We start from the raw sequence: 26,329 nt of genomic DNA, 5'->3' as shown, positions 1-26,329 counted from the left end.
GATGAAGACCCGCGACCGTATCCTCGAATGCGCCCTGCAGCTGTTCAACTCGCAGGGCGAGCCCAATGTCTCGACCCTGGAGATCGCCAACGAACTGGGCATCAGCCCGGGCAACCTGTATTACCACTTCCACGGCAAGGAACCCTTGATCCACGGCTTGTTCGACCGCTTCGAGGAAGCGCTGATGCCACTGCTCGACCCACCACTGGAGGTGCGCCTCGAAGCCGAGGACTACTGGCTGTTCCTGCACTTGATCGTCGAGCGTATGGCGCAGTACCGGTTTCTGTTCCAGGACCTGTCCAACCTGACCGGGCGCCTGCCGAAGCTGGCACGGGGCATGCGCAGCCTGATCAACGCGCTCAAGCGCACGCTGGCGGCATTGCTGGCCAGCCTCAAGGGCCAGGGGCAGGTGGTCAGCGAGACGCAGGCACTGGGGCAACTGGTGGAACAGATCACCCTGACCTTGATGTTCTCGCTCGACTACCAGCGGGTGCTGGGGCGTGAAGGCGATGTGGGGATCGTGGTGTATCAGGTGATGATGCTGGTGGCGCCGCATCTGGAGGTGCAGGCACGGGCGGCGGCCGAAGAGTTGGCGGTGCGGTACCTGAAAGGGTAAGCCTGCCAGGTCGGCGATATGCCCCTTGCGGGCAAGCCCGCCCCCACAGGTGAGGTGCAGTGCTTGAGTGCACGCTGTACCTGTGGGAGCGGGCTCGCCCGCGAAAGGCGCTACACCGCTATCAGAGCAGAGAACCGGTGCTGGCCGGAGCCGAAGGCGGGTTGCTGGCCGGGGCCGCAGTTGGCGCCGGCGCTGCGGTCGCGGCCGGAGCGGCGCTGGCCGCTGGCGCTGCCGGTTTGGCGGCGGCTGGTTTGGCCGGGGCCTTCTTCACCGCCGGCTTCTTCGCTGCGGCAGGCTTGGCTGCAACAGGCTTGGCAGCCGATTTCGCCGCTGGCTTGGCCGCGGCAGTCTTGGCCGCCGGTTTCGCCGCTGCCGGTTTGGCCGCAGCAGTTTTTGCCGCCGGCTTGGCCAATGGCTTGGCCGCTGCCTTGCTCGCTGCCGGTTTGGCCGCTGCGGAGCGCGAGGAGATCGGGGTGACCGATGCACCGGTCAGTTTCTCGATCTGCTTGGTCAGGCTGTCAACCTGCTGGTGCAGTGCCTTGATCTCGTTGCGGCTCGGTACGCCCAGGCGCGAAATGGCACTGTTCAGGCGCTTGTCGAAGGCCTCTTCGAGTTCGCTCCACTTGCCCAGCGCACGGTCCTTCACGCCAGATACGCGCGAAGTGGTCGAGGACTTGGCGGTTTCAGCGACGTCTTCAGCGGTCTTCTTCGCTTGCTTCTCAGCCTTCTCGCCATCCTTCACCAGCGAGTCGAACAGCTTCGGGCCGTCCTGGTCGATCTTCGAATAGATCCCCAACCCAGCCAGCCAGATCTTGCGGGAGTACTTTTCGACTCCGCCGATCCAGGAGCTGCCTTCTTTGTCGGAATTCTTCTTGCCAGCCATCCTGCTCTCCTTATGGTTTGTGCGCGACGCGCTCGAGCAGCTCATGCAGCTGTTCAAGCTTGATGGACAACGCCTCAACGTCATGTTTAGACGGAATGCCAAGGCGATTCAAGGCGCGACCTACCCGTGCGTCGAAAGCTTTTTCAATCTTGTCGAGTTGAATTTCGACCTTGCCGCGTACGCGGCTGACTTCTTCACCGGCTTCGTCGAGCTGGTGGTTGGCGGCATCGAGCTCTTTGTCGATGCGCTTCTTGCCGCGTTTCTCGACGCCCTCACCGGCTTTCACCAGTTCCTTGAAGTAGTCGGAGCCTTCCTGGCCAACACGGGCGTAGGCGCCGATACCGGCCAGCCAGATCTTGCGTGCGTAGCCACGCACCTCGCCAAGCGTGCCCAGGGCTTCGTCTTTTTTCTTCACAATCACTTTGGCCATGCTGTGTACCTCATGCTCATGAGTGGAGGAAAAACCGCCCATGGAGGTTGGGCTTGTGCACAAGGTAGGGAAGAAAATTAGAAACCTCACCCTAAGGTCTTCGTTGTCGCATCCATCTACCGCAGGCACCTGCGGCCAACGCGCTAGCGTCGCAGGCTTCACTAAACGGAGATCGATGCCATGCCCGCTGCAACCAATCCCCCTGTGCCGACTTTCAGGCAAAGGCTGGCAGCCTGTTTCGCCAGACGGCCAAGCTTGCGCGAGGTGCTGTCGCACGAAGGTTTTCAAATCCTGGCCGACCACTACCCGTGGATACGCCGCAACCATCCGCACATCACATCGCTGGACGACTTCGTCATCCTCCACAGCCCTGTCGGCACGGACGATCACCCACGCCAGAGCGGGCTGCTGGACGAGCTCCTGAAGCATTTTCTAACGAAAGAACCTCTGCAACCGGGCAGCACGGACAGGCTGAGCATCAGCCCCCCGCAAGTGTTCCGCATCCAGGAACAAGGCCCGGACAGCGCCAGCCAACCCGAAATCACGCCGGACCTGACAAGGCTCCGCAATGACTACGACACACTGCTCGGCACCTTGATATCGGTATTCCAGCAAGCCCAGGTCGGATTCTGGAACGGACTCGACGAAGACAGCCAGGTCTCGCGCATGCGCTGGCTGGAGCACACCATCAAGGCCACCTTGCTCGACAACCTCCCGCGCCTGGGCCTGGAAGAGGACGAGAAAGCCGCCGTGTACGCCATGCTCGATGGAGTGGTCGACGGCCTGGTCATCGAGGCGGTGCAAGTCACACTGGGAACGGGTAATGGCACACACACCTTTACGCTACCGGACCTGTTGCTTACCACCACAGGCGGCAGCCGCCCTCGGGTTCTGCAGTGCAAACCCTGCGGCTCGGTGCGCAGCCATGCCAATCTGGCCAGCTTCGCCGCCGAGCTGCAAACAGCGCTGGCGCTACGCTATCGCTTCGACACATTGTCGTGGGCACGCACAACGCTGATCGGACGCCCTTTGGCCTGCCAAGCCAGACAACTGCTCAACGGCATCCTGGACGACATCGGCCGCCTGCGGATCGGAGCAGTGGCAACCATCGACGAGCTGGAGCTGCAATTGCGCCAGGTGAGCGACCCATCGGCGCACTTTCCGAGCCAGCCCTCCCAGGAGCAGGCCCTGCCGGCCGTCAGTGTGCCGCAATGGCTGGCCAATGCCAGTAGCGAAGATCGCCATGCCTATCACGCCGCGCTGCTCGACCTGGCGGCGAGCCAAGGCCACTCGAAAGGCTCCACGTCCCTGGGAGATATCGAGGATATCCACCGCTACGCCGCACGCCGATTACGCGAACAGTTGCAGGCCAGCCATCCATACAAGGCGCTACCCGACCCGGACAAGGTAATCATCCGCATCTCCCAGAGCATCACCGGCCCCGGAGCACAAGGGCAGTCGCTGTTCCTGCGCACGACGAGCCTGACCGACCTGGCGATCTCCCGCCTGCGCCTGGGGGCCGGCGAAGTGATGACCGGCATCAGCTCGCCCATGGCTGACGGGTTGAACATCGAGCAGATCAGGGCGCTGATTCACCAGGTCGATATCGGCGGCCAGTATCCCGCCTACCTGAATGACAAGGTCAAGGCCGAACCACGCAGGGCCCGACGGATCAGACAACACGCGAAGGAGTGGCGTTACGCCCTTCGCTTCAGCGCCCTCAAGGCAAAGATCGAACGCCAGCTTGGCGAAACTGCAAGCCAGGCCATCCTCGACTTCTGCCAAGGGCCGGGCAACGCCACAGACCGAGCGCGCATCTCCCCACTGGCCTTCCTTTGCGCGCCCGGCGCGTCAGCAAGCGACGTGGCTCATGGGATGTTCATCATCGAAGTTCCGGCAAGCCACAGCTGGGTCCTGTACCGCCCCTTCTACGCCGAACAGGCATTGCTCGAGTTTCCGACCCTCGGCTTGCTGATGGCCGCAATCCGTAAGCAGGGCGAACTGCAAGAAAGCGTATTGGCCTGGCTGGACGATGACGCGCGCCCGGTCTACGAAAATGACGGTTTCACACGGCCACACCTGCATCCTGGCCTTACCTCGCTGCTCCACCTGGTCAGTGCCGAAGGCGAGCTGGTGGACACCGTGCTTGAACGCCTCAAGCGGCCGGTCGAGGCCTCGTTCCAGCCTTGGGCGGATGATCTGGACAGCCATCTGTTCAACGCCAGGATCGAAACCATGCAGTTGGCCGCCAGCAGCAACAGCGTGTCCAACGCTGAAGAAAAACGCGCCTTGGTAAAAGAGGCCGCCTGGGCGCTTTTCAACACTGTCACCCAGCTCTGGCATGGCCCGATGACCAGCCTGGTATGGTTGGTACTGGCGCTATCGGCGGCGAAAGACGACGTGCAAGCGCTGATCAACGGCAGGGGTGGCAACAGAATCGTCGCGGCAATTGACCTGCTCACCAACCTGGCCTTGCTCCTCGCACATCGCACCACAGCGCCACCTGCCATCGGCGAGCCGTCCACGACTCTGCGCTTTACCGGCCCTGCGCCAAAGGGTGAGTTCGCAACACGAACGCTCGGGCGGCCGCAGGAGAAGGCCTGGGACAACCCGATCGAAGGGACACCGTCGGCCCCTGTGCGTGTGCAGGGCTGGCATGACGGGCAGCGCCTCGGCAACCTGTCGGCGCAACAACGGCGAACACTGAGCCAACTGCAGGCCACGCAGTCACTGGAAGGACACACACCCTTGGCTGAGGGCCGCTTGCGTGGGTTGTTCAAGATTACCGACCGGCTCTACGTTACGCTGGGCGAGGGTGTCTACGAGGTGATCGAGACCTGGAACGGCATGCAGATCATCGGCCCCGACCACAGCAGCAGCGACTGGGTCTCGCAATGGGGTGGCGCCACGGACAGTTACCACATCGTTGGCCGTGAGCGCAGCAAAGGCCCGTGGCTGACACGATGGAACGGTCACTGGAGCTTGAACCTGAACCTCGCCGGCGGCATGCCCAGGAACAGGCAGTCAATCAACACTGAAAATCGACAACGGTTCGACGCTTTGAACGCAAGTGCCATGGACAATCAGCAGGCGCTGAGCAAACTGAAGCCCCTCATGTTGATCAACACCTCACAGCTGCAGGCCTATGACGACCTTGCCCTGGAGTACAGCGTGGCTTTCGACGCCATGCCCGCGCATGAGCGTGCCTCGCCGCCACAAGCCCTGCAACTACAGAAACAAGCGCTGAAAGCACAACGCGAACTGCACGTGCCCCAACTCAAGGTATCCGCGCTCTACCTCGAGCGGCAGAGCAAACTGCTGCATGACAACATCGAAGTGTTCAAAGAGATGATGGAGCCACGGTTCAGCAGATTCGACACCAAAGATCAGGCTCGACGCCGCTATGGCAGTTGGTACGACGCCGCCCTGGACAACGATATGCTGCTGTGCCGCCGTTTGCTGGAGCAAGTCGACCACCAGGCGCTGAGCGCACAGAGTGCCAGGCTGCGCCGCTTTCCGGAGACAGCAGAGCAAATAAAGCAGTACCTCGATTATCGCGAACTGATAAACGACTCCTGCAAGGCCAGCCGCCGACTGCTGGTCGTCAGCCAGCGGCTGGACCGGACCCTACCGGAGGCACTCCAGGACCCCAGGGTCGATTTTCCCGACAAAGCCACCAAGCTCGCCCAGTCCATCCGACGCAGGACCTATTCGACACTGGTCGTTCGGGCCCAGTTGCTCAGTGACCTGGCCTACCTCGCCGTGGACAAGACTCGACTCACTGCAGAAACGGCCGAGCACCTGCTGACCATGCGCGCGCTGCTCAGCGACAGCGAATTGAGCCGCACGATATGGAGTCACGACGGGCTGGCAGCCACCGAAGAGACGGCGCAGGTCAAAGCCGAACTGCTCGAAGACATCCTTCAGAAGTACCGTACGGTGCTGGACCGCGCCCAGTACATGCTGACGCTTGACGCCCCCGCGCTGATCGCTGACATGCTGGACGAGTACATACGCGAGCTGTCGACCATGACCCAGATCACGGAACAGCAGCTGAGCACTACCTTGGCCAACCTCGACAGCGGCATCAATCCACCCCCGCCAGCGCCCTATCATCGTCTCGCACCGGTGAGGCGCCGGGTAATCCGTGTTGACCGAGGCCGGCCGCTGCTGGTGGAGGTCGAACAAGCGGGCAACCGCGCATTCCAGCGCAATGCGTTCAACCAGCAGCCTGCTGGCAACTTCGCTCAACGCAACGGTGTCTGGCATGAAGTGCCTGAGCAAGCGCAGCCGGCGCAGCACGACCGGGCACAGGTGCGTCAGCGTGCAAACCGCCTGCTGGCAGAGGTGGATGGAAAAATCGCCTTCGCCGCTCACTACTCGGATGAACCCAACAGCCTGAGCGATTTCCTGGAATGGCCTGCAGGCGACATGCGCGAAGCGCAACAGCAGCTGAGCGAACTCAACAACCCGCTGGACAACGGCTTGGTCGATCTCCTGAAGGCAGCGGTAGACCGAGTCGATCACGAAAGACGTCGGCTACTCACCGACGCGTATCTGAATACCCGTCATCCCGACGGCAAAGCGCTTCGCTTCCTCGCCGAGCAAAATCGGATCAGGATCAGGCAGAGCGTGATTCGCCGACAGCTACGCCACGTCAATGATTACCTCGACGTCTACGAGATTCGCGACGCGCAAGCCCCACAACAAATACTGTGGGAAGCGCATTTCCATTACCCCAGCCTCGAGGCGAGCGGCCATGACTTCGTCAAAGGCCACCTCAAGTTCTGGGATGCAGGGGTAAGGCGCCGCGATGCCATGCTCGAGCAAGCCGCCAATGCACGGGAGCGCATCGCGATCTACCGGGGTGATCTGCGCCTGGAACAGGTGCTCGGCATCATTCCATTCGCGGAGGCCGCGCCGCACTGAGCAACCGGCGCGTTCAGGCCAGGGCCTTGTCCAGCGCCCGTTCGATCTCGCCCTTGATGGTGCCGCCCATCATCGACAGCATCATGCCCAGCTTCAGCTCCACGCGGATGCTGTCCTCACCGATGTGCACGCTGCCATTGGCGCCGCTGCGGGCCACATCGACCCGGTCACCGTTCCAGGTGGCCTTGAGGTCGTATTCGCGGCTGAGCTTATCGACCAGCGCCTCGGCCTTGGCACGGGCGGCATCGCGGCCGAGGGAGTGTTTGCGTTCGACGCTGATCTGGGTCATGCGGGTGTTCCTGGGTATGAAGACATAATCTGCATTATGCCCGCCCCTGCCCCAAGGCACACCCCGCCAAGACAAATCCGCCCATTCGCCCTAGAATGGCGGTAATTTTTTCCGGTGAAGCGATATGAACGACCAGCGCAAAGGCGACCACGCCGAACCCACCACCCATTTCGGCTACCAGGACGTGCCTGAAAGCCAGAAGGCGAAAAAAGTCGCCGAAGTGTTCCACTCGGTGGCCGCCAAGTACGACCTGATGAACGACGTGCTCTCCGGCGGCATGCACCGCCTGTGGAAGCGCTTCACCATCGAGCTGTCGGGCGTGCGCGCCGGCAGCCGCGTGCTGGACATCGCCGGCGGCACCGGCGACCTGGCCGCCAAGTTTTCGCGCCTGGTCGGCCCGACTGGCCAGGTGGTGCTTGCAGACATCAACGATTCGATGCTCAAGGTCGGCCGTGACCGCCTGCTCGACCGTGGCGTGGCCGGCAACATCGAGTTCGTCCAGGCCGACGCCGAAAAGCTGCCGTTCCCGGACAACCACTTCGACTGCGTGACCATCGCCTTCGGCCTGCGCAACGTCACGCACAAGGACGAAGCCATCCGCTCGATGCTGCGTGTGCTCAAGCCGGGCGGCCGCCTGTTGATCCTGGAGTTCTCCAAACCGACCAACAAGCTGATGTCCAAGGCCTACGACGCCTATTCGTTCGCCTTCATGCCGCTGGCCGGCAAGCTGATCACCAATGACTCCGAGAGCTACCGTTACCTCGCCGAGTCGATCCGCATGCACCCCGACCAGGAAACCCTCAAGAGCATGATGGTCGAGGCCGGTTTCGACCGCGTCACCTACCACAACATGACCAGCGGCATCGTTGCCGTGCACCGGGGAATCAAGCCCTGATGCTGTTGGCCGGGCTGCTCGCCAGTGCCGAACATGGCCTGAACCGCGTCCTGCGCATGGACAGCACGGCCTTGCCGCGGCTGGCCGCGCTGGAAGGCAAGGTCATCGAGATCGACTGCCGCCAACCGGCCCTGCAGTTGTTCATCCTGCCCGATGAAGAAGGCCTGATGCTCGCCGCCCACTGGGAGGGTGAGGTCGACTGCAGCCTGCGCGCCCCGGCTGGCAGCCTGGTGCAATTGGCCGTTGCCAGGGACAAGACTGCCGTGCTGCACAGCCCGCAAGTCGAACTGCACGGCGACAGTGCCGTGCTGCTTGACCTGTTCGGCATACTGCAGGACCTGGAACTGGACTGGGAACACGAGCTGCAGCGCTGGCTCGGCCCGGTCGCCACGGCAATGCTCGCCGGCCACATTCGCCTGCGCGCGCGCTGGACCCGTCAGGGCCTGGCACGCTTCAGCCAGAATCTGTCGGAATACCTGGCCGAGGAATCACGCACCCTGGTGGGCAAGCGCGAAGCCGAAGCCGCCTTCAGCGAGCTCGACACCCTCAAACTCGATATCGAACGCCTCGAGGCGCGCCTGCTGCGCCTCTCCCGATCCCTTGATACCAGCGATAACGCATGAAGCTGCTCGCCGTCCGCCGTCTTTTTCGCATCCAGCGCGTGGTGATCCGCTACCGTCTCGATGACCTGTTGTTCGAACAACCCCTGCTGCCCTGGTGGCTGGCCAGCCTGCGCCTGCTGATGCCTTGGCGCTGGCTGCCGCGCAAGCCCTCCGAGCTCAGCCGCGGGGCGCGCCTGCGCCTGGCGCTGCAGGACCTGGGGCCGATCTTCATCAAGTTCGGCCAGTTGCTGTCCACCCGCCGCGACCTGCTGCCCACCGACATCGCCGACGAACTGATGTTGCTGCAGGACCGCGTGCCGCCGTTCGACCCGCAAAAAGCCGTGGCGATGATCGAAGATCAGCTCGGCGCCAAGGTCGGCGAAGTGTTCAGCCGCTTCGACGTCGAGCCACTGGCCTCGGCCTCGGTCGCGCAGGTGCACGCCGCCCGCCTCAAGAGTGGCGAAGAGGTGGTGGTCAAGGTGGTTCGCCCCGGCCTGAAGCCGGTCATCGCCCAGGACCTGGCCTGGCTGTTCCTGATCGCCAAGGCCGCCGAACGCGCCTCGGCCGATGCCCGCCGCCTGCACCCGGTGGAAATCGTCGGTGACTACGAGAAGACCATCTACGACGAACTCGACCTGCTGCGCGAAGCCGCCAACGCCAGCCAGTTGCGGCGCAACTTCGAAGGCTCCGAGCTGATGTACGTGCCCCAGGTGTACTGGGACCTGTGCCGCCCGAAAGTGCTGGTGATGGAGCGCATCTACGGCGTGCCGGTCACCGACATGGCCACCCTCGCCGACCAGCGCACCGACATGAAGATGCTCGCCGAGCGTGGCGTCGAAGTGTTCTTCACCCAGGTGTTCCGCGACAGCTTCTTCCATGCCGACATGCACCCGGGCAACATCTTCGTCAGCACGGTGAAACCGTGGAGCCCGCAGTACATCGCCATCGACTGCGGCATCGTCGGCAGCCTCACCGCCGAGGACCAGGACTACCTGGCGCGCAACCTGATCGCCTTCTTCAAGCGCGACTACCGCCGCGTTGCCCAGCTGCACATCGACTCGGGCTGGGTACCGGCGCATACCAAGGTCAATGAATTCGAAGCGGCGATCCGCACCGTGTGCGAGCCGATCTTCGAAAAACCGTTAAAGGATATTTCCTTCGGCCAGGTGCTGATGCGCCTGTTCCAGACCGCTCGGCGCTTCAACATGGAGGTCCAGCCGCAGCTGGTGCTGTTGCAGAAGACCCTGCTCAACATCGAAGGCCTGGGCCGCCAGCTCTACCCCGACCTGGACCTGTGGAGCACCGCCAAGCCGTTCCTTGAGCGCTGGATGCGCGACCGCATGAGCCCCAAGGCCGTATTCGGTAACATTCATGGCCAAGTCGAGCAGCTTCCGCACCTGGCTGGCATGGCCCGCGACCTGCTCGAACGCCTGTCGCAGCCACACCTGGAAGACCCGCAGCTGCCGGAACGCCGGCGCCAGGGCGACCGTTGGGCGCTGCGCCTGCTCGGTGCCGGCCTGCTCGGTGGCGGTGCGGTACTGGCCGCCGGTGCCGCCGAGGCCGCCAGCCTGGCGGCGCCTGGCGCTTGGCCGGCCTGGCTGATGCTGGCAGCCGGCCTCTACCTGATCGTGCGCCAATAGCCAGCCGCGCTGCTGGCTGGCACACTAGCGCAAAGGGCCCGGCACAGGAGCGGGCCCGCTTTGGAGTCGACGATGAAAGACTGGCTGGACGAGATCAAGTGGAACAGCGACGGCCTGGTACCGGCGATCGCCCAGGACCACAAGACCGGACGCGTGCTGATGATGGCCTGGATGAACCGCGAATCGCTGGCGCTGACCGCTGCCGAGCAACGCGCCATCTACTGGTCGCGTTCCCGTGGCAAGCTGTGGCGCAAGGGCGAAGAGTCCGGCCATGTGCAGAAGCTCCATGAAATGCGGCTGGACTGCGATGCCGACGTGATCATCCTGATGGTCGAGCAACTGGGCCATATCGCCTGCCACACCGGCCGCGAAAGCTGCTTCTATCGCGTCTTCGAGGACGGCCAGTGGAACACCGTCGACCCGGTTCTGAAAGACCCGGATGCCATCTACAGCGCAGGACACTGACATGAGCGATACCCTCAACCGCCTGGCCGAAGTGCTCGAAGAGCGCAAGCAAGCGGCTCCCGACAGCTCCTACGTGGCCAGCCTGTACCACAAGGGCCTGAACAAGATCCTCGAAAAGCTCGGCGAAGAGTCCGTCGAGACCATCATCGCGGCCAAAGACGCCGCCGTGAGCAAGGATTACAGTGATGTCATCTATGAAACCGCAGACTTGTGGTTCCATAGCCTGGTCATGCTCAGCGCGCTGGGCCAGCATCCACAAGCCGTGCTTGATGAACTGGAGCGCCGTTTCGGGCTTTCCGGGCACGATGAAAAGGCCGCGCGTCAGCCATCGGCCTGAGCAAACCGCATTTAGGAGAGCACCATGGGTATTTTTGACTGGAAACACTGGATCGTCCTGCTGGTCGTTGTGGTCCTGGTCTTCGGCACCAAGAAGCTGAAGAACTTCGGCAGCGACCTGGGCGAGTCGATCAAGGGCTTCCGCAAGGCCATGAGCGAAGAAGAGAACAAGCCGGCCGAGCAGACCCCGCCGCCCGCCCAGCCTGTGCCGCCAGTACAGAACACCGCCCAGCCGCAGCAAGGCCACACCATCGAGGGCCAGGCCCAGCCGGTCCAAGAGCCGCAGCGGAAAGACTGACCCATGTTCGGCATCAGCTTCAGCGAGCTGCTGCTCGTCGGCCTGGTCGCCCTGCTGGTGCTCGGCCCCGAGCGCCTGCCTGGCGCCGCGCGTACTGCGGGGCTGTGGATCGGGCGGCTGAAACGCAGCTTCAATGCGATCAAGATGGAGGTCGAGCGCGAAATCGGTGCCGACGACATCCGCCGCCAGCTGCATAACGAGCACATCCTGCAGATGGAAGAGGAAGCCAAGCGCATCCTCAACCCGCTGACGCCACCCGCGCAGCCGCCGGTGACCACAGCCAGCGTGCAGCCACCTGCCGGGCTTGAAGCCAGGCCGGTAGAGCAACCTGCCGCCCCGACCGCACCCTCTGAACCGCCTCAACCGCCGCGAGCCCCATGAGCGAAAATCCGGAACACGACCAGCCGATGCCGCTGGTTTCGCACCTGACCGAACTGCGCACCCGCCTGCTGCGCTGCGTGGCGGTCATCTTCCTGATCTTTGCCGGGCTGTTCTCCTTCGCCCAGCAGATCTACACCCTGGTGTCGGCGCCGCTGCGCGAACACTTGCCGGCCAACGCGACGATGATCGCCACCGATGTGGCCTCGCCGTTCCTCACGCCGTTCAAGCTGACCATGATCGTTTCGCTGTTCCTGGCGATCCCGTTCATCCTTCAGCAGATCTGGGGCTTCATCGCACCCGGACTGTACCGCCATGAAAAGCGCATCGCCATTCCGCTGCTGGTGTCGAGCATCCTGCTGTTCTACGCCGGCATGGCTTTCGCCTACTTCCTGGTGTTCCCGCTGATGTTCAGCTTCTTCGCCAAAGCCACTCCGGAAGGCGTGGCGATGATGACCGACATCACCGCCTACCTCGATTTCGTCATGACCCTGTTCTTCGCCTTCGGCGTTGCCTTCGAGATCCCGGTGGCCGTGGTGCTGCTGGTGTGGATCGGCGTGGTCGACGTGAAGTACCTGAAGAAGGTCCGCCCGTACGTGATCATCGGCTGCTTCGTGGTCGGCATGATCCTCACCCCGCCGGACATCTTCTCGCAGACGCTGCTCGCCGTGCCGATGTGGCTGCTGTTCGAAATCGGCGTGCTGTGCGGCAGCCTGATCCGCAAGCGCAGCCATGCTGAAGACGAAGCCACCAACGACCACAACGACCAGCCGCCAGCGACCCAGCCGTGAACCTGTTACTCCTTGAAGAGGCCGACTTTGTCTCGGCCGACCGCGTCGTTCTCGCTGATCGGCGCTTCACCCACATGCAGGACATCCACCGTGTCGCCGTGGGTGACACGCTGCGCGTAGGCCGCATCAACGGCCTGATGGGCAAGGCCACAGTGCTGCGCCTGGCACAGCATGAAGCCGAACTGGAGGTGGCTTTCGACCAGCAGCCACCGGCCAAGCTGCCGCTGACCCTGGTGCTGGCCGTGCCGCGACCGAAGATGCTGCGCCGGCTGTTCCAGACCGTGGCGACCCTGGGCGTGCCGCGGCTGATTCTGGTCAACAGCTACAAGGTTGAGAAAAGCTTCTGGCAAACGCCCTTTCTCCACCCAGAAGCCATCCGCGAGAACCTGATCCTCGGCCTGGAGCAGGCCCGTGACACGGTGCTGCCCGAGGTGATCATCGAAAAACGCTTCAAACCGTTCGTCGAAGACCGCCTGCCAGCCATCGCCGACGGCACCCTCGGCCTGGTCGGCCACCCCGGCCCCTACCCGGCCTGCCCGCGTGCGGTTGAAGGCCCGGTAACCCTGGCCATCGGCCCCGAAGGCGGCTGGATCCCTTACGAAGTCGACCTGTTCGGCAAGGCTGGCCTGGCACCTGTTCAGCTGGGTGATCGCATTCTGCGCGTGGAAACCGCCGTGACTGCCCTGCTTTCGAGGATTTTCTGACAGCCGGGTCAGCTTTTTGCTATCAAGTTTCCCCGGCGCAAGCCGATGGTGTTTGGCAACACAACAAAAAATCTGTGCTGCCACGTTGCCGGGGAGTCGAACATGTACCAATGGTTTTCCCAATCGCTCGGGAATGTAAGCGTCAATCGCAAGCTGGGGCTGGGCTTCGGCCTGGTGCTGTTGCTGACTCTGGCCATCACCTTTACCGGTTGGCAGGGCCTGAACAGCGTCACCGAGCGCGGTGACAAGCTGGGCAACATTTCGGTGATCCACCAGTACACCCAGGAGCTGCGCATCGCCCGCCAGCACTACCAGCGCGACCGCAACGATGCGGCCATCGGCGAGCTGGAAAAGGCCCTGGGCAATCTGGAGCGCCAGATCACCTTCATGCTCGGGCAGATCGAGCAACCCACCGACCGCCAGCGCCTGCAACAGCAGCAGGCCGCAGTCAGCCAGTACCAGCAGGCCTTCAACGAGCTCAAGCAAGCCGGTCAACGCCGCGACGCCGCTCGCGGTGTGCTGGGTGACAGCGCCGACAAGGCGGTCGAGCTGATCAGCCGGGTGCAGCAGCGCCTGCTGCAGGGTGGCGACATCAGCCAGTACCAGCATGCCGTGGACGTCAGCGTGCTGGTGCAGCAGGCACGCTTCCAGGTACGTGGCTACACCTATAGCGGCAACGCGGACTACCAGCAGACCGCGCTGCAGGCCATCGACCAGGCGCTGGCCGAGCTCAAGGCACTGCCCGCCAGGCTGCCGGCCGAATATGCCGCCAGCCTCGACGACTCGGCCACCGCGCTGGCCGCTTACCGCGATGCGGTAACCCAGTTCGGCAACGCCCAAAGCACCAGCGAGCAGGCGCTGCAGCGCATGGCTGACCAGGGCACGGTGCTGTTGCAGACCAGTGAGGCAATGACCGTTTCGCAGACCGAAGTGCGCGATGCCGGCACTGCCCAGGCCAAAGTCATGCTCGGCGGTGCCACCGCCCTGGCCTTGGTACTGGGCCTGCTCGCAGCCTGGGCCATAACCCGGCAGATCATCATCCCCCTGCGCCAGACCTTGGCTGCCGCCGAGCGCGTGGCCAACGGCGACCTGCGCCAGGACCTGCATTCGACCCGCCGCGACGAACTTGGCCAGCTGCAAGCCAGCATGCAGCGCATGACCCAGGGCCTGCGCGAGCTGATCGGCGGCATCGGCGATGGCGTCACGCAGATCGCCAGCGCCGCCGAAGAATTGTCGGCAGTCACCGAGCAGACTAGCTCCGGGGTCAACAATCAAAAGGTCGAGACCGACCAGGTCGCGACCGCGATGAACGAGATGGCCGCCACCGTGCACGAAGTGGCACGCAACGCCGAGCAGGCCTCGGAGGCTGCGGCAATGGCCGACCAGCAGGCACGCGAGGGCGATCGGGTGGTCAGCGAGGCGGTCGCGCAGATCGAGCGCCTGGCCAGTGAAGTGGTCAACTCCAGCGAAGCGATGAACCAGCTCAAGGCCGAAAGCGACAAGATCGGCAGTGTGCTCGACGTGATCAAGTCGGTGGCCCAACAGACCAACCTGCTGGCACTCAATGCCGCCATCGAAGCGGCGCGTGCGGGTGAGGCCGGGCGCGGCTTTGCGGTGGTCGCTGACGAGGTGCGCAGCCTGGCCCAGCGCACCCAGCAATCCACCGAAGAAATCGAAGAGCTGATCGCCGGCCTGCAAAGCGGCACCCAGCGCGTGGCCAGCGTGATGGACGCCAGCCGTCAGCTGACCGACAGCAGCGTCGAACTGACCCGCCGCGCTGGCAGTTCGCTGGAAACCATCACCCACACCGTGTCGTCGATCCAGGCCATGAACCAGCAGATCGCCACGGCAGCCGAACAGCAGAGTGCTACCGCCGAAGAGATCAACCGCAGCGTGATGAATGTTCGCGATATCTCCGACCAGACGTCGGCGGCGAGTGAGGAGACCGCCAGCTCCAGCGTCGAACTGGCCCGCCTGGGCACCCACCTGCAAGGGTTGGTCGGACGATTCAGGCTCTGATGCTTCTATCTGTGCTGAATTTTCCTACATAATTTTCAGGTCAAGTCCTACAAGCCCTCCGCCGATTGGCAGGGATGGGATGCCGGCATTACGCCAGCACCCCATCCCCATCAACTGGACGGAGACCTGCCATGTTCGGCTACCTCAATCACAGGCTCGGCAACATCAGTGTCGGCGCCAAACTCGCCCTGGGCTTCGCCGTGGTCCTCGCGCTCACCCTGGCCACCACGGTCAGCGGCTGGCGTGCCCTCGACGGCGCCATCACCCGCTCGGAACAACTCAGCGAAATCGGCCGGATCAACGACCTGGTCAAAGACCTGCGCGCCGAGCGCATCACCTATCGTGTGCTGGCCGATGACGCCAGCAAGGCGCAGATCGTGCAGATCCTCGGGCAACTGGAAAGCCTGCTGACGACCCTTCAGCAACGCAGCAACGTCGATGAGTCGCGGCAGATGCTGACGCAGAAGCTGCAACTGCTGCAGCGAATGCGTGATGCTTTCACCGCCCTGCAGAACACGGTCAGCAGTCGCACGCAGCTGCGTACGGCCATGCAGGCGCAGGAAGCGAAACTGAATTCCGTCGTCGATGATCTGCAGACACAGGCCCTGCTGAAGATGCCAGGCGACAACCAGCAAGGCGCCGTTCTGGGCTTGATGGACACCCTCAGCCGGCATGTTGACTCCGCCAACCAGCAGAGCCTGGTACCGGCCTATACGTTCTCCCCGCTGGAAGACTTTGCCAAGGTTGGCGATGCCGCGCTGGATGCCGCCGACGTCAGCCTCGAGCAGTTGCTCAGAGCCCTCATGCCGCTGGGCCTGCCTCGTGCCCTCACCGAGCAGCCCGGCATCGAACTGGCCAAGTACCGGACCAGCCTCGATCAATACCGCCGCACCGCGCTGCAGGTCGAGCAGCTGCAGAACGAAATGGAGCAGATGGGCATCGAGCTCAGGGCTGTCAGCGTCGAACTGGGTGAACGCAAAGTGGAACAGCGTGACAACGAGGCCGTGGCCGCCCGTTCCTTGCTGACCAGCGTGGCCGTGCTGGCCCTGATCGTCGGCATCCTCGCCGGCTGGCTGATTACCCAACAGATCACCCAACCCCTGCGCCAGACGCTGACGTTGGCGGCGCGTATCGCCAAAGGCGACCTGAGCCAGCTCGAGCCCGTGCAGCGCCGCGACGAAATGGGGCAGTTGCAGGCCAGCATGCGCGAGATGACCATGAGCCTACGCGAGCTGATTGGCGGTATCGATCAGGGCGTCGGCCAGCTGTCCCAGGCTGCTTCGCAGCTGGCAGCCAGCAGCGAGGACACCAAGCTGCGCATCAACCAGCAGCGCGAGGAAACCGACCAGGTCGCCACCGCCATGAACCAGATGAGCGCCACCGTGCAGGAAGTGGCGCAAAACGCCGAGCAAGCTTCACTGGCGGCCACCAATGCCGACCAGCAGGCACAACTGGGTGACCAGGTAGTAGGTGAAGCCATCGGCCGCATCGAACAGCTGGCCGGTCAGATGGACCATTGCCTGGCCGCCATGCAGCACCTGGCCGGCGAAAGCCAGCGAATCGGCAGTATCCTCGATGTGATCAAATCGGTATCGGAGCAGACCAACCTGCTGGCACTGAACGCGGCGATCGAAGCCGCCAGGGCGGGTGAAGCGGGCCGCGGTTTTGCCGTGGTGGCCGATGAGGTGCGCGGTCTGGCGCAACGTACCCAGCAGTCCACCGAGGAAATCGAGCAACTGATCGACAGCCTGCACAGCGGTACCGACGAGGTCACCCACTTGCTCGACGACAGCAAGCGCCTGACCGAGCAGAGCGTGGAGCTGAGCCGCAGGGCGGGGCAGGCCTTGGGGCAGATCACTGACACGGTCTCGAGCATTCAGGGCATGAATCAGCAGATAGCCACGGCCAGCGAAGAACAGAGCGTGGTGGCCGAGCAGATCAACCGGAGCGTGATCAGTGTGAGGGATGTGTCGGACCAGACCGGTGCGGCCAGCGAGCAGACAGCGGCTTCGAGTGGGGAGCTGGAGCAGCTGGGGCGACAGTTGCGGGGGATGGTGGGGCGGTTCAGCCTCTAAGACCGAGTCGCCTGCTTCGCGGGTCAAGCCCGCTCCCACAGGTCAGACACCAGCCTTGAAGGCGGTGCAGGACCTGTGGGAGCGGGCTTGACCCGCGAAGGGGCCGGTGCGGTTAAAGCACCTGGCGCAGGAAGGCCTGCGCGCGCGGGTCCTTAGGCGCAGCAAAGAACGCGGCCGGCGCCGAATCTTCCAGCAGCTTGCCGTGATCGAAGAACAGCACGCGGTCCGCCACTTCACGGGCAAAGCCCATTTCGTGGGTGACGCAGACCATGGTCATGCCTTCCTGGGCCAGGGTCTTCATCACGTCCAGCACCTCGCCAACCATTTCCGGGTCGAGCGCCGAGGTTGGTTCGTCGAACAGCATCACTTTCGGGTCCATCGCCAGGGCGCGGGCGATCGCCACCCGCTGCTGCTGACCACCCGAAAGGCGCGACGGGTACTCGTTGGCCTTCTGCGCGATACCGACCTTTTCCAGCAACGCACGGGCTTTGGCTTCACGCTCGGCCTTGTTGCGCTTGCGCACCACCTTCTGCGCCAGGCACAGGTTTTCCAGCACGGTCATGTGCGGGAACAGGTTGAAGTGCTGGAACACCATCCCGACTTCGCGGCGGTAGGCGTTGATATCGGTCTTCGGGTCGGCCAGTTGCAGGCCGTCGATGGCCACATGGCCTTCGTCGAAATGCTCCAGGCCATTGAGGCAGCGCAGGAAGGTCGACTTGCCCGAACCCGACGGGCCGAGCACCACCACCACTTCGCCCTTGGCGACTTGCGTGGTGACGTTATCCACAGCCCGCACCACTTGGCCGCGGGTGTCGAAGACTTTCAGCAGGTCACGGACTTCAATCACTTTGCGCAAGCCTCCGCTCGAGCCGGCTGGCGATGTGCGACAGCGGCAGGTTGATCAGCAGGTACAGGCCTGCCACGCAGAACCAGATCTCGAAGGTCGAGAACGACGTGGTGATGGCCTCGCGGCCGCTTTTGGTCAGTTCGGTGATGGCGATCACCGACACCAGCGAGGTGTCCTTGACCAGGCTGATGAACTGCCCCGCCAGCGGTGGCAGCACGCGCTTGAACGCCTGCGGCAGGATCACGTGGCGCATGGACTGGCCCGCGTTCAGGCCCAGCGAGCGAGCAGCCTCGTTCTGGCCCTTGGCAATGGACTGCACGCCGGCGCGGACGATTTCCGCGACATAGGCGCCGGTGAACAGCGCCAGCGCGGCCACCCCGGCGAACTCCCGGGACAGGTTGAGTACGGTGCCGATGAAGAAGTAGAAGATGAAGATCTGCACCAGCAGCGGCGTGCCGCGCACCAGTTCGACGTAAACGGTCGACAGGTCGCGCAGGGTCGGGTTGTTCGACAACCGGCACAGGCCGGCGAACAGGCCGATCACCAGGCCCAACGCACCGGACACCACCGAGATCCACAACGTGGTCCACAGGCCCCAGGCCAGCGGGCCGGCTGCCCAGTGCCGGGTCACGCCAATCTGGTCGCCTTCGGCAAAATCGTCGCCACGGCTCAGTTGCAGGCTGTCCTTGGCCACATCGAGCACTTGCTCGGCGCCACTCTCGTCCTTCAGCGTGACGCGGGCGTTATCGCCGGAGATGACGATTTCCTGCACGGTACCGTAACCGGCGGCGCGCTGGGTTTCCTCGGCCTTGTAGGCGAAATACTGCGGTACGCGGTTCCAGCGCCACTCGTAGGAAATCATCGAAGTGGCCATGTACAGGCTGAACGCCAGGCCCACCAGGACCAGGGCGGTCAAGCCATGCCAGGGCCACTGGGCTTTCTTGTGTTTGATCACGTGGGGTACTTCCGTAAATGCGAACGCGCAGGGTTTGCCTGCGCGTCGGGGTCATAAAGCCGGGCTTGTGGCCTGGGCCTTATTCCATTTCCTTCAGCCAATCCTTGTTCTTGAACCACTTGTCGTGAATACGATCGTAGGTCCCGTCATGCTTGATCTGGTGCAGGAAGTTGTTGATGAAGTTGATGCTGTCGTAGTCGCCTTTCTTCAGGCCGAAGGCCAGCGGCTCGTAGGTGAAGGGTTCTTCAAGGAACAGCAGCTTGCCGGCGCCGGCCTTCTCGACCGCCACCACGTTGTACGGCGCGTCGTAGACGAAGGCGTCAGCCTTGCCATTGACCACGTCCATCACCGCTTCCTGCTCGTTGTCGTAGCCGTGGTACTTGGCTTTGCCGATCAGCTTCTTGGACACCATCTCGCCGGTGGTGCCGAGCTTGGAGGTCAGGCGGTACTTCTCGTTGTTCAGGTCCTTGTACGACTTGATCTCGCCAGCCAGCTCCTTGCGGATCAGCAGGGTCTGGCCAACCACGATGAAAGGTTCGCTGAAGTTCAGGCGCAGGTTGCGTTCCTGGGTCAGGGTCATGCCGCTGCCGATCATGTCGAACTTGTCGGTCAAAAGGGCCGGGATGATGCCGTCATAGGCAGTGGAAACAGCCTCGAACTTGACGCCCATGGATTTGGCCATGGCTTTGAGGATATCGACTTCGAAGCCGATGATCTCGCCGCGCTTGTTGGTCATCTGGAACGGCATGTAGGTTGGGTCCATGCCCACCCGCAGGGTGCCGCGCTTGACCGCTTCATCGATGGCGCCGGCCTGGGCCGCAGTTACGGCGACCAGGGCGGTAACACCGACCAGCAGTCGCGAAAGGTATTTCTTGATCATCACCAAGTCCCCTAGCAAGTAAAGAAGCGAATCTTATTGTCTTGGCACGGCCGTACCGGCCGATGCGGATTATCGGAGAGGGATGCTAACGCATGGCGGCGCCCGGACCTAGAGCCGGGGGGGACTTTGTTGGCCAAAAAAAGCATCGCGGATAAATCCGCTCCTACAGGCGTAACCCCGTAGGAGCGGATTTATCCGCGATTGCGATGGATCAGGCGCCGACGAGTGCCGGTTGGCCTTCATTCTCCGGATGCAGCGGCAGCAGCGGCGAATGCGGGTCGTTCTTGATCGAGGCACGCCACACATCGATCCACGCCGCATTGTGCTCGGCCCAGACCTGCTCGTGCAGGCGGCTCAGGGCCACCGGGTCGCTGAGCAAGGCCAGGCGGGTGTTGAGGTCCAGCCCTTTCGGCCCGACCTCGATCGCCTTGGCCACGCGCTCGGCACGCAGCGCCTCGATCGGCGCGGCCTGGCCATGACGGGCAGTGGCCATGGCGCAGGCCAGGGCGTTCTGCCGCGGGTCGACCACTGCACGCACGAAACCGTCATGCAGGGCATGCCAGCGGTTCTCGTGGGTGTACTGGTCGGTGGCCAGCAGTTCCTGCGGCGTCGCGTACTCCTCGGGAATGAGGAACAGCTTCTCGTCCTTGGCCGCCAGGCCCAGGCGCGTGCGGCTGGAGATGACCGATACCGGGATCGACAGCACCAGCGAGCCCACGATCGGCGCCAGCCACCACAGGAAGCTCGGGTTCAGCCACGCCACCAGCCCGGCCCAGGCGAAGCCCAGCAGGGTTTGCGGACCATGGCGGCGCACCGCTTCACTCCACGGGGTGGAGTCGTCGTCACGTTGCGGCGAGTTCCAGGTCGCTGCCCAGCCGAGGAACGCGGCCAGCACGAAGCGAGTGTGGAAGATCATCCGTACCGGCGCCAGCAGCATGGAGAACAGCATCTCCATCAGCATCGACAGGGTGACCTTGATACGCCCGCCAAACTCGACGGCGCCCTTGGCCCAGATCAGGATGACACTGAGCAGCTTGGGCAGGAACAGCAGCACGATGGTGGTGGAGAACAGCGCCACGGCCTTTTCCGGGTGCCACTGCGGCCACAGCGGGTAGAGCTGGTACGGCTCGATGAAGTACTGCGGCTCCATCAGGGTGTTGGTCGCCAGCAATGCCGTCGACAGCACCAGGAACAGGAACCACAGCGGCGCCGACAGGTAGGACATCACGCCGGTAAGGAACACCGCACGGTGCACCGGGTGCATGCCCTTGACCAGGAACAGGCGGAAGTTCATCAGGTTGCCGTGGCACCAGCGGCGGTCGCGCTTGAGCTCGTCGAGCAGGTTCGGCGGCAGTTCTTCGTAGCTGCCCGGCAGGTCATAGGCAATCCACACGCCCCAGCCGGCGCGGCGCATCAGCGCGGCTTCGACGAAGTCGTGGGAGAGAATGGCCCCGGCGAACGCGCCCTTGCCCGGCAACGGCGCCAGGGCGCAGTGCTCGATGAACGGCTTCATGCGAATGATCGCGTTGTGGCCCCAGTAGTGCGACTCGCCCAGCTGCCAGAAGTGCAGGCCGGCGGTGAACAGCGGGCCGTACACACGGGTGGCGAACTGCTGCATGCGCGCATACAGGGTATCCATGCCCGAAGCCTTCGGACCGGTCTGGATGATGCCGGCGTCCGGATTGGCCTCCATCAGGCGCACCAGGCTGCTCAGGCATTCACCGCTCATGACGCTGTCGGCGTCGAGCACGACCATGTACTTGTACTCGCCACCCCAGCGACGGCAGAAGTCGTCGAGGTTGCCGCTCTTGCGCTTCACCCGGCGCCGGCGGCGGCGGTAGAAGATGCGGCCGAAGCCTTTGGTCTCGCGGCACACGTCCAGCCAGGCCTGTTGCTCGGCCACGGCGATGTCGGTGTCGTTGGTGTCGCTGAGTACGAAGAAGTCGAAACGGTCGAGGTTGCCGCTGGCCGCCACCGACTCGAAGGTCGCCCGCAGGCCGGCGAACACACGCGGCACGTCTTCGTTGCAGATCGGCATCACCAGGGCAGTACGCGCCTCGGGCGCAATCGGCTCGTTGCCGGCACTGCTGCCCGAAATCTTGTACTTGTCACGCCCGGTGAGCAGCTCGAGGAAGCCCATCAGGGCGGTCCAGAAACCTGCCGATACCCAGCAGAACAGGATGCCGAACAGCACCAGGATGGACGTCTGCAAGGCATACGGCCAGACCTGCACCACGGTGTCCCACAGCGGTTGCCTGACGATTTCGTCGAGGTCGACGAACGACCAGCCCTGGTACGGCAGGATGCCCTTCATGTACCAGCCGGCGACGATGGTCTGGCCGATCATCAGGGTGAGGAGGATGTAACGACGGATCGAGCCGACCGTGCGCCAGCGCGCCGCTGGCAGCTCACGCTTGGGCGGCTGCGGGGCGTTCGGGCGGCCGGTCATGCGCCGCCACATGCGGATCAGCACGTTGGTGCGCCATGGCTCGGGCACGACCTTGGTGCGCTTGATCGGCGGCGCGATCTTCAGGCACAGGCGGCCGCTGCCGTCGACACCGAGCATCTCGGCGTCTTCCAGCTCGGCGGCGCTGCCCACGGTCAGGCGCGGGCCGACCGAGGCCTGCACGGCCTCGGTGGTGTTGGCGGCCGGGTTGGCCGCCAGGCGTTGGTGCAGCTCACTGAACGAGGTGCAGCTGGCGAGTTCCGCGCGCTGTTCATCGCTCAGTGGGAGGTGGGCCAGGTATTCGCCAAGCGATTCCGGCCTTGCGCTTGAGTTACTCATCGGCAGGCAACTGATAGCTCCAGGTCTCGGTCAGCACTTTTTCAGTGGTGGCCGGGGTCCCGTTGGTGGGCGCCGCATCGGCGGCAGGTTGTTCGGCCTTGGCTGGTTCCGCCTTGGCGGTCTTCTCATGCTTGGCGTGCTTGGCCGCAGCCTTTTCCTGCTTGGTTTCAGCAGCTGGCTTGGCCGGCTCGACCGGCACGTCACGCACCAGCGCAGCACGCATTTCGGTGGACTTGTTGGCTTCCTTGACCTTCAGCCGCAGGGTCAGGCGCCAGCCCTTGGTCTCCGGGTTATAGCGCAGATTGTTCTCGACCACCTCGGCATTGTCGCCAACGCTGATCTGGCTGCGCACCGGGGTGTCTTCTGGCAGGGCGGCAAGTGCCGGGCCGGCGAAGTCGACCAGGAAGGCGACGCTGCCGTCTGGCTGGCGGATCAGGTTGGATTGCTTGACGTCACCGGTGGAGCGCAGGGTCTGCTTGACCCAGCCCAGGTCAGGCGCCTGGAACTGCTGCTCGTCGATAGTCCAGTGCAGGCGATAGGCGTACTCGAACGGCTTGCCTGGCTCAGGCAGCTTCTCCGGGCTCCAGAAGGCAACGATGTTGTCGTTGGTCTCATCGGCAGTCGGGATTTCGACCAGGTCCACGGTACCCTTGCCCCAGTCACCCTTCGGCTCGATCCAGGCGCTCGGGCGCTTCTGGTAGTTGTCGTCGAGGTCTTCGAAGTCACTGAAGGCGCGCTGACGCTGCATCAGGCCGAAACCACGCGGGTTCTCGACGCTGAAGTTGCTTACAGCCAGGTGTTTCGGGTTGTTCAGCGGGCGCCACAGCCACTCGCCGTTACCGGCGTGGATCGACAGGCCTTCGGAATCATGCAGGGCCGGGCGGTAGTTCAGCACCTTGGACGGCTGGTTGGGGCCGAACAGGAACATGCTGGTCAGCGGGGCGATGCCCAGGCGGCTGACCTGGTCACGCAGGAACACGCGCGACTGCACGTCGACCACGGTGTCGCTGCCAGGGCGCAGGATCAGCTTGTAGGCGCCGGTGGAGCGTGGCGAATCCAGCAGGGCGTAGATCACCAGGTGCTTGTCGGCCGGCTTGGGCTTCTCGACCCAGAACTCGGTGAAGCGCGGGAATTCTTCGCCCGACGGCAGCGCGGTGTCGATGGCCAGGCCACGGGCCGACAGGCCGTACACATGGCCCTTGCCGACCACACGGAAGTAGCTGGCCCCCAGCAGGGTCATGATCTCGTCCTGCTTGTCGGCCTTGTTGATCGGGTAGAGCACGCGGAAACCGGCGTAACCGAGATTCTTGACGGTTTCCGGGTCGTGCGGCACGTCACCGAACTCGAAGCGGCTCGCGTCGTACTTGATTTCCTCGACATTGGTGGCGGTGATCTCGTTGATCTTGACCGGGGTGTCGAAGTGCATGCCCTGGTGGTAGAAGGACAGCTTGAACGGGGTCTTGTCCTTGGCCCACTCGGCCTTTTCCTGCAGGAAGTGGATCTTCTGGTAGTCCGCGAACTTCATGTCACGGAAAGCAGCCGGCAGATTGCTTTTCGGTGCTTCGTATTTCTGGCCGGCCAGATCCTTTGCCTTGGCTGCAACATCGTCAAGATTGAATGCCCACAGCTGGCCCGCGCTCATCAGGCCGACCAGTGCCACACTGGCCATCAGCGCCTTGCGCAGCCCGGTGCCGGGGATTCTTGATGCTTTTTGGGGACTAACAATCACGAGCAACCCTCGCCGAAAACAGATCATGAAACCAACGGCCAGCGACAAATGCCGGGTTGGCGAGCACTGTTCGGACCCCATGAGGGCGTAATGATTCCCCAAACAGGTCCAGACAATGCTCGAGTCAGAGTGAAACGAACCTGCGAACGCAGGCTCACGCAGCGCGCGATTATCCAGCAGGATGCGTTACAACGCATCAGTGTGGACTAACTATTTATCGTACAAAACCCCTTGTTTTCCTATAAACAAAGGGTTTTTCGACCTCATATTTGTAACAAGAATGTCACTGGGCCATCATTGACCAGGTGCACCTGCATGTCGGCACCGAAACGCCCGCTCGCCACATCGGGATGCTGGCCACGAGCCTTGTTCAAAAGATAGTCGAACAATTCAGCCCCGAGTGCCGGTGGCGCGGCGGTCGAGAAGCTCGGGCGCATGCCGCTGCGGGTATCAGCCGCCAGGGTAAACTGGGAAACCAGCAGCAGGCCGCCACCGACATCCTTGAGCGACAGGTTCATCTTGCCCTGATCGTCGCTGAACACCCGATAGTTCAGCAGCTTGTGCAACAGTTTATCGGCATGCTCACGGGTATCTTCAGGCTCGACGGCCACCAGCACCAGCAATCCCTGGTCAATGGCGCCGACAATCTCCCCGCCAACCTCCACACGTGCGCCACGCACGCGCTGCAGCAAACCCCTCATGCTTCTTCCAGTGGCAGGTCGAGCAGACGGCGGGCCATCTGGTCGGCGGCGCGCACCAAGGCATCGGTGATACCTGGCTCGGAGGCGGCATGGCCGGCGTCGCGAATCACCTTGAGCTCGCTGTTCGGCCAGGCCTGGTGCAGCGCCCAGGCGTTGTCCAGCGGGCAGATGACATCGTAACGGCCGTGCACGATCACCGCCGGCAGGTGGGCGATCTTCGGCAAGTCGCGAATCAGCTGGTCCGGCTCCAGGAACGCATTGTTCATGAAGTAGTGGCATTCGATACGGGCGATCGACAGCGCGCGCTGTGGCTCGGAGAAGCGGTCGACCACCAGCGGGTTCGGGCGCAGCGTGGCGGTGCGGCCTTCCCAGGTGGACCAGGCCTTGGCCGCATGCATCTGGGCGATCTGGTCGTTGCCGGTCAGACGCTTGTGGAAGGCCTTGACCAGGTCACCACGCTCTTCCGGCGGAATCGGCGCGATGTAGTCCTGCCAGTAGTCCGGGAACATGCGGCTGGCACCTTCCTGGTAGAACCACTCGATTTCCTGCGGGCGGCACAGGAAGATGCCGCGCAGGATCAGGCCATGCACGCGCTCGGGGTGGGTCTGGGCGTAGGCCAGGGCCAGGGTCGAGCCCCACGAGCCACCGAACAGCACCCATTTGTCTATCCCCAGGTGCTTGCGAATGCGCTCCAGGTCCTCGACCAGGTGCCAGGTGGTGTTGTTTTCCAGGCTCGCGTGCGGCGTGGAGCGACCACAACCGCGCTGGTCGAAGGTGATGATGCGGTACAGGTTGGGGTCGAAGTAGCAACGGCTCTGGGCATCACAGCCCGCGCCCGGGCCACCGTGGATGAATACCACAGGCAGACCTTCCGGCGAGCCGCTTTCATCGACATACAGCACATGCGGCGCTTCCACGGCCAGATCGTGCCGGGCGTAGGGTTTGATCTGCGGGTAGAGGGTCTGCATTGCGCACTCCGTGTGAGGTTTGGTTCGGCCGTGGGCCATCATAAACCTGAATTGCGCTTTGAGCACCGTCCTCGCTGATGCGACTGCTCAGGAAGGGCACACATATCTACCGCG

At 63.4% G+C, this 26,329-nt stretch carries 23 protein-coding genes and 1 pseudogene; 14 read left to right on the top strand and 10 right to left on the bottom strand.

Annotation, left to right across the window (positions count from 1 at the left end; genetic code table 11):
- The first annotated feature begins 1 nt into the window (after position 1).
- Positions 2-616 (top strand): TetR/AcrR family transcriptional regulator, encoded by a 615-nt coding sequence (locus ACIPZ8_RS04960; RefSeq protein WP_400720086.1) that lies wholly within the window; start codon positions 2-4, stop codon positions 614-616.
- A 121-nt stretch (positions 617-737) separates the two neighbouring features.
- Here ACIPZ8_RS04960 and ACIPZ8_RS04955 read toward each other — a convergent pair whose 3' ends face one another.
- Both ACIPZ8_RS04955 and ACIPZ8_RS04950 read right to left on the bottom strand, forming a co-directional pair.
- A complete protein-coding gene (locus ACIPZ8_RS04955) occupies positions 738-1,499 on the bottom strand; it encodes a phasin family protein (protein WP_400720084.1) in 762 nt (253 codons plus the stop codon).
- Positions 1,500-1,509: 10 nt separating this feature from the next.
- Positions 1,510-1,929 carry a phasin family protein gene (locus tag ACIPZ8_RS04950; RefSeq protein ID WP_400720082.1) on the bottom strand — a complete coding sequence of 140 codons (420 nt, stop codon included), beginning with the start codon at positions 1,927-1,929 and terminating at the stop codon, positions 1,510-1,512.
- A 264-nt stretch (positions 1,930-2,193) separates the two neighbouring features.
- Here ACIPZ8_RS04950 and ACIPZ8_RS04945 point away from each other — a divergent pair, with 264 nt between their 5' ends.
- Positions 2,194-6,858, top strand: a complete 4,665-nt coding sequence (locus ACIPZ8_RS04945) for a hypothetical protein (protein ID WP_400720484.1) — start codon at positions 2,194-2,196, stop codon at positions 6,856-6,858.
- Positions 6,859-6,871: 13 nt separating this feature from the next.
- Here the strand turns inward: ACIPZ8_RS04945 and ACIPZ8_RS04940 are convergent, their stop codons facing one another.
- Complete coding sequence (locus tag ACIPZ8_RS04940) at positions 6,872-7,147, bottom strand: polyhydroxyalkanoic acid system family protein (protein ID WP_086978663.1); 276 nt, start codon at positions 7,145-7,147, stop codon at positions 6,872-6,874.
- A 124-nt stretch (positions 7,148-7,271) separates the two neighbouring features.
- On the opposite strand from ACIPZ8_RS04940, the gene ubiE reads away from it, so the two are divergent.
- The 12 genes and pseudogenes from ubiE to ACIPZ8_RS04880 all read left to right on the top strand — a co-directional run bounded on the left by ubiE (position 7,272) and on the right by ACIPZ8_RS04880 (position 17,350).
- Complete coding sequence (gene ubiE, locus ACIPZ8_RS04935; protein ID WP_103446001.1) at positions 7,272-8,042, top strand: bifunctional demethylmenaquinone methyltransferase/2-methoxy-6-polyprenyl-1,4-benzoquinol methylase UbiE; 771 nt, start codon at positions 7,272-7,274, stop codon at positions 8,040-8,042.
- Complete coding sequence (locus ACIPZ8_RS04930) at positions 8,042-8,665, top strand: SCP2 domain-containing protein (protein WP_400720079.1); 624 nt, start codon at positions 8,042-8,044, stop codon at positions 8,663-8,665. The genes ubiE and ACIPZ8_RS04930 overlap by 1 nt, the downstream gene beginning before the upstream one ends.
- Positions 8,662-10,284: a ubiquinone biosynthesis regulatory protein kinase UbiB gene (ubiB, locus tag ACIPZ8_RS04925; protein ID WP_400720077.1), complete on the top strand. Its 1,623-nt coding sequence runs from the start codon at positions 8,662-8,664 to the stop codon at positions 10,282-10,284. Before ACIPZ8_RS04930 ends, ubiB begins: the two co-directional genes overlap by 4 nt.
- Before the next feature lie 72 nt (positions 10,285-10,356).
- Positions 10,357-10,749, top strand: coding sequence for a phosphoribosyl-AMP cyclohydrolase (hisI, locus tag ACIPZ8_RS04920; protein WP_400720075.1), 393 nt, complete (start codon positions 10,357-10,359; stop codon positions 10,747-10,749).
- A gap of 1 nt (position 10,750) precedes the next feature.
- Positions 10,751-11,086, top strand: a complete 336-nt coding sequence (locus ACIPZ8_RS04915; protein WP_013974545.1) for a phosphoribosyl-ATP diphosphatase — start codon at positions 10,751-10,753, stop codon at positions 11,084-11,086.
- A 24-nt stretch (positions 11,087-11,110) separates the two neighbouring features.
- Positions 11,111-11,383, top strand: coding sequence for a twin-arginine translocase TatA/TatE family subunit (locus ACIPZ8_RS04910; protein WP_103446005.1), 273 nt, complete (start codon positions 11,111-11,113; stop codon positions 11,381-11,383).
- A gap of 3 nt (positions 11,384-11,386) precedes the next feature.
- Complete coding sequence (gene tatB / locus ACIPZ8_RS04905) at positions 11,387-11,764, top strand: Sec-independent protein translocase protein TatB (protein ID WP_400720073.1); 378 nt, start codon at positions 11,387-11,389, stop codon at positions 11,762-11,764.
- Positions 11,761-12,552 carry a twin-arginine translocase subunit TatC gene (gene tatC, locus ACIPZ8_RS04900; protein ID WP_400720071.1) on the top strand — a complete coding sequence of 264 codons (792 nt, stop codon included), beginning with the start codon at positions 11,761-11,763 and terminating at the stop codon, positions 12,550-12,552. The genes tatB and tatC overlap by 4 nt, the downstream gene beginning before the upstream one ends.
- The gene (locus ACIPZ8_RS04895) at positions 12,549-13,256 is read left to right on the top strand and encodes a 16S rRNA (uracil(1498)-N(3))-methyltransferase (protein WP_400720069.1); all 708 of its coding nucleotides are present in this window, start codon (positions 12,549-12,551) and stop codon (positions 13,254-13,256) included. The genes tatC and ACIPZ8_RS04895 overlap by 4 nt, the downstream gene beginning before the upstream one ends.
- A gap of 102 nt (positions 13,257-13,358) precedes the next feature.
- A complete protein-coding gene (locus tag ACIPZ8_RS04890; RefSeq protein WP_400720067.1) occupies positions 13,359-15,275 on the top strand; it encodes a methyl-accepting chemotaxis protein in 1,917 nt (638 codons plus the stop codon).
- Between the two features lie 74 nt (positions 15,276-15,349).
- A pseudogene (locus ACIPZ8_RS04885) lies at positions 15,350-16,447 on the top strand (methyl-accepting chemotaxis protein); the annotation flags it as partial.
- A gap of 9 nt (positions 16,448-16,456) precedes the next feature.
- A complete protein-coding gene (locus tag ACIPZ8_RS04880; protein WP_400720481.1) occupies positions 16,457-17,350 on the top strand; it encodes a methyl-accepting chemotaxis protein in 894 nt (297 codons plus the stop codon).
- 112 nt (positions 17,351-17,462) lie between these two features.
- Here the strand turns inward: ACIPZ8_RS04880 and ACIPZ8_RS04875 are convergent, their stop codons facing one another.
- From ACIPZ8_RS04875 to pip, 7 genes are all read right to left on the bottom strand, one after another.
- The gene (locus ACIPZ8_RS04875) at positions 17,463-18,197 is read right to left on the bottom strand and encodes an amino acid ABC transporter ATP-binding protein (protein WP_400720479.1); all 735 of its coding nucleotides are present in this window, start codon (positions 18,195-18,197) and stop codon (positions 17,463-17,465) included.
- Positions 18,190-19,152: an amino acid ABC transporter permease gene (locus ACIPZ8_RS04870; protein WP_400720065.1), complete on the bottom strand. Its 963-nt coding sequence runs from the start codon at positions 19,150-19,152 to the stop codon at positions 18,190-18,192. Before ACIPZ8_RS04870 ends, ACIPZ8_RS04875 begins: the two co-directional genes overlap by 8 nt.
- Positions 19,153-19,231: 79 nt before the next feature.
- Positions 19,232-20,029: a transporter substrate-binding domain-containing protein gene (locus ACIPZ8_RS04865; protein ID WP_027921050.1), complete on the bottom strand. Its 798-nt coding sequence runs from the start codon at positions 20,027-20,029 to the stop codon at positions 19,232-19,234.
- A 214-nt stretch (positions 20,030-20,243) separates the two neighbouring features.
- Positions 20,244-22,817 (bottom strand): glucans biosynthesis glucosyltransferase MdoH, encoded by a 2,574-nt coding sequence (gene mdoH / locus ACIPZ8_RS04860; RefSeq protein WP_400720063.1) that lies wholly within the window; start codon positions 22,815-22,817, stop codon positions 20,244-20,246.
- Complete coding sequence (locus ACIPZ8_RS04855) at positions 22,810-24,546, bottom strand: glucan biosynthesis protein (protein ID WP_400720061.1); 1,737 nt, start codon at positions 24,544-24,546, stop codon at positions 22,810-22,812. Before ACIPZ8_RS04855 ends, mdoH begins: the two co-directional genes overlap by 8 nt.
- A 263-nt stretch (positions 24,547-24,809) precedes the next feature.
- Positions 24,810-25,247: a D-aminoacyl-tRNA deacylase gene (gene dtd, locus ACIPZ8_RS04850; RefSeq protein ID WP_400720059.1), complete on the bottom strand. Its 438-nt coding sequence runs from the start codon at positions 25,245-25,247 to the stop codon at positions 24,810-24,812.
- Positions 25,244-26,215 (bottom strand): prolyl aminopeptidase, encoded by a 972-nt coding sequence (gene pip / locus ACIPZ8_RS04845; RefSeq protein WP_400720057.1) that lies wholly within the window; start codon positions 26,213-26,215, stop codon positions 25,244-25,246. Before pip ends, dtd begins: the two co-directional genes overlap by 4 nt.
- Between the last annotated feature and the right edge of the window lie 114 nt (positions 26,216-26,329).

The organism is Pseudomonas sp. NPDC089422 (assembly GCF_044749405.1).
Taxonomy (GTDB): Bacteria; Pseudomonadota; Gammaproteobacteria; order Pseudomonadales; family Pseudomonadaceae; genus Aquipseudomonas.
Note: the sequence above shows the minus strand (reverse complement) of the source record. Positions and strands in the feature narration are given on the sequence as shown.

Bases quoted from the DNA above. Each gene is read 5' to 3' on its own strand.
- ACIPZ8_RS04960 (WP_400720086.1), top strand. From the start codon at position 2: ATGAAGACCCGCGACCGTATCCTCGAATGCGCCCTGCAGCTGTTCAAC.
- ACIPZ8_RS04955 (WP_400720084.1), bottom strand. From the start codon at position 1,499: ATGGCTGGCAAGAAGAATTCCGACAAAGAAGGCAGCTCCTGGATCGGC.
- ACIPZ8_RS04950 (WP_400720082.1), bottom strand. From the start codon at position 1,929: ATGGCCAAAGTGATTGTGAAGAAAAAAGACGAAGCCCTGGGCACGCTT.
- ACIPZ8_RS04940 (WP_086978663.1), bottom strand. From the start codon at position 7,147: ATGACCCAGATCAGCGTCGAACGCAAACACTCCCTCGGCCGCGATGCC.
- ubiE (WP_103446001.1), top strand. From the start codon at position 7,272: ATGAACGACCAGCGCAAAGGCGACCACGCCGAACCCACCACCCATTTC.
- ACIPZ8_RS04930 (WP_400720079.1), top strand. From the start codon at position 8,042: ATGCTGTTGGCCGGGCTGCTCGCCAGTGCCGAACATGGCCTGAACCGC.
- ubiB (WP_400720077.1), top strand. From the start codon at position 8,662: ATGAAGCTGCTCGCCGTCCGCCGTCTTTTTCGCATCCAGCGCGTGGTG.
- hisI (WP_400720075.1), top strand. From the start codon at position 10,357: ATGAAAGACTGGCTGGACGAGATCAAGTGGAACAGCGACGGCCTGGTA.
- ACIPZ8_RS04915 (WP_013974545.1), top strand. From the start codon at position 10,751: ATGAGCGATACCCTCAACCGCCTGGCCGAAGTGCTCGAAGAGCGCAAG.
- ACIPZ8_RS04910 (WP_103446005.1), top strand. From the start codon at position 11,111: ATGGGTATTTTTGACTGGAAACACTGGATCGTCCTGCTGGTCGTTGTG.
- tatB (WP_400720073.1), top strand. From the start codon at position 11,387: ATGTTCGGCATCAGCTTCAGCGAGCTGCTGCTCGTCGGCCTGGTCGCC.
- tatC (WP_400720071.1), top strand. From the start codon at position 11,761: ATGAGCGAAAATCCGGAACACGACCAGCCGATGCCGCTGGTTTCGCAC.
- ACIPZ8_RS04890 (WP_400720067.1), top strand. From the start codon at position 13,359: ATGTACCAATGGTTTTCCCAATCGCTCGGGAATGTAAGCGTCAATCGC.
- ACIPZ8_RS04880 (WP_400720481.1), top strand. From the start codon at position 16,457: ATGGGGCAGTTGCAGGCCAGCATGCGCGAGATGACCATGAGCCTACGC.
- mdoH (WP_400720063.1), bottom strand. From the start codon at position 22,817: ATGAGTAACTCAAGCGCAAGGCCGGAATCGCTTGGCGAATACCTGGCC.
- dtd (WP_400720059.1), bottom strand. From the start codon at position 25,247: ATGAGGGGTTTGCTGCAGCGCGTGCGTGGCGCACGTGTGGAGGTTGGC.
- pip (WP_400720057.1), bottom strand. From the start codon at position 26,215: ATGCAGACCCTCTACCCGCAGATCAAACCCTACGCCCGGCACGATCTG.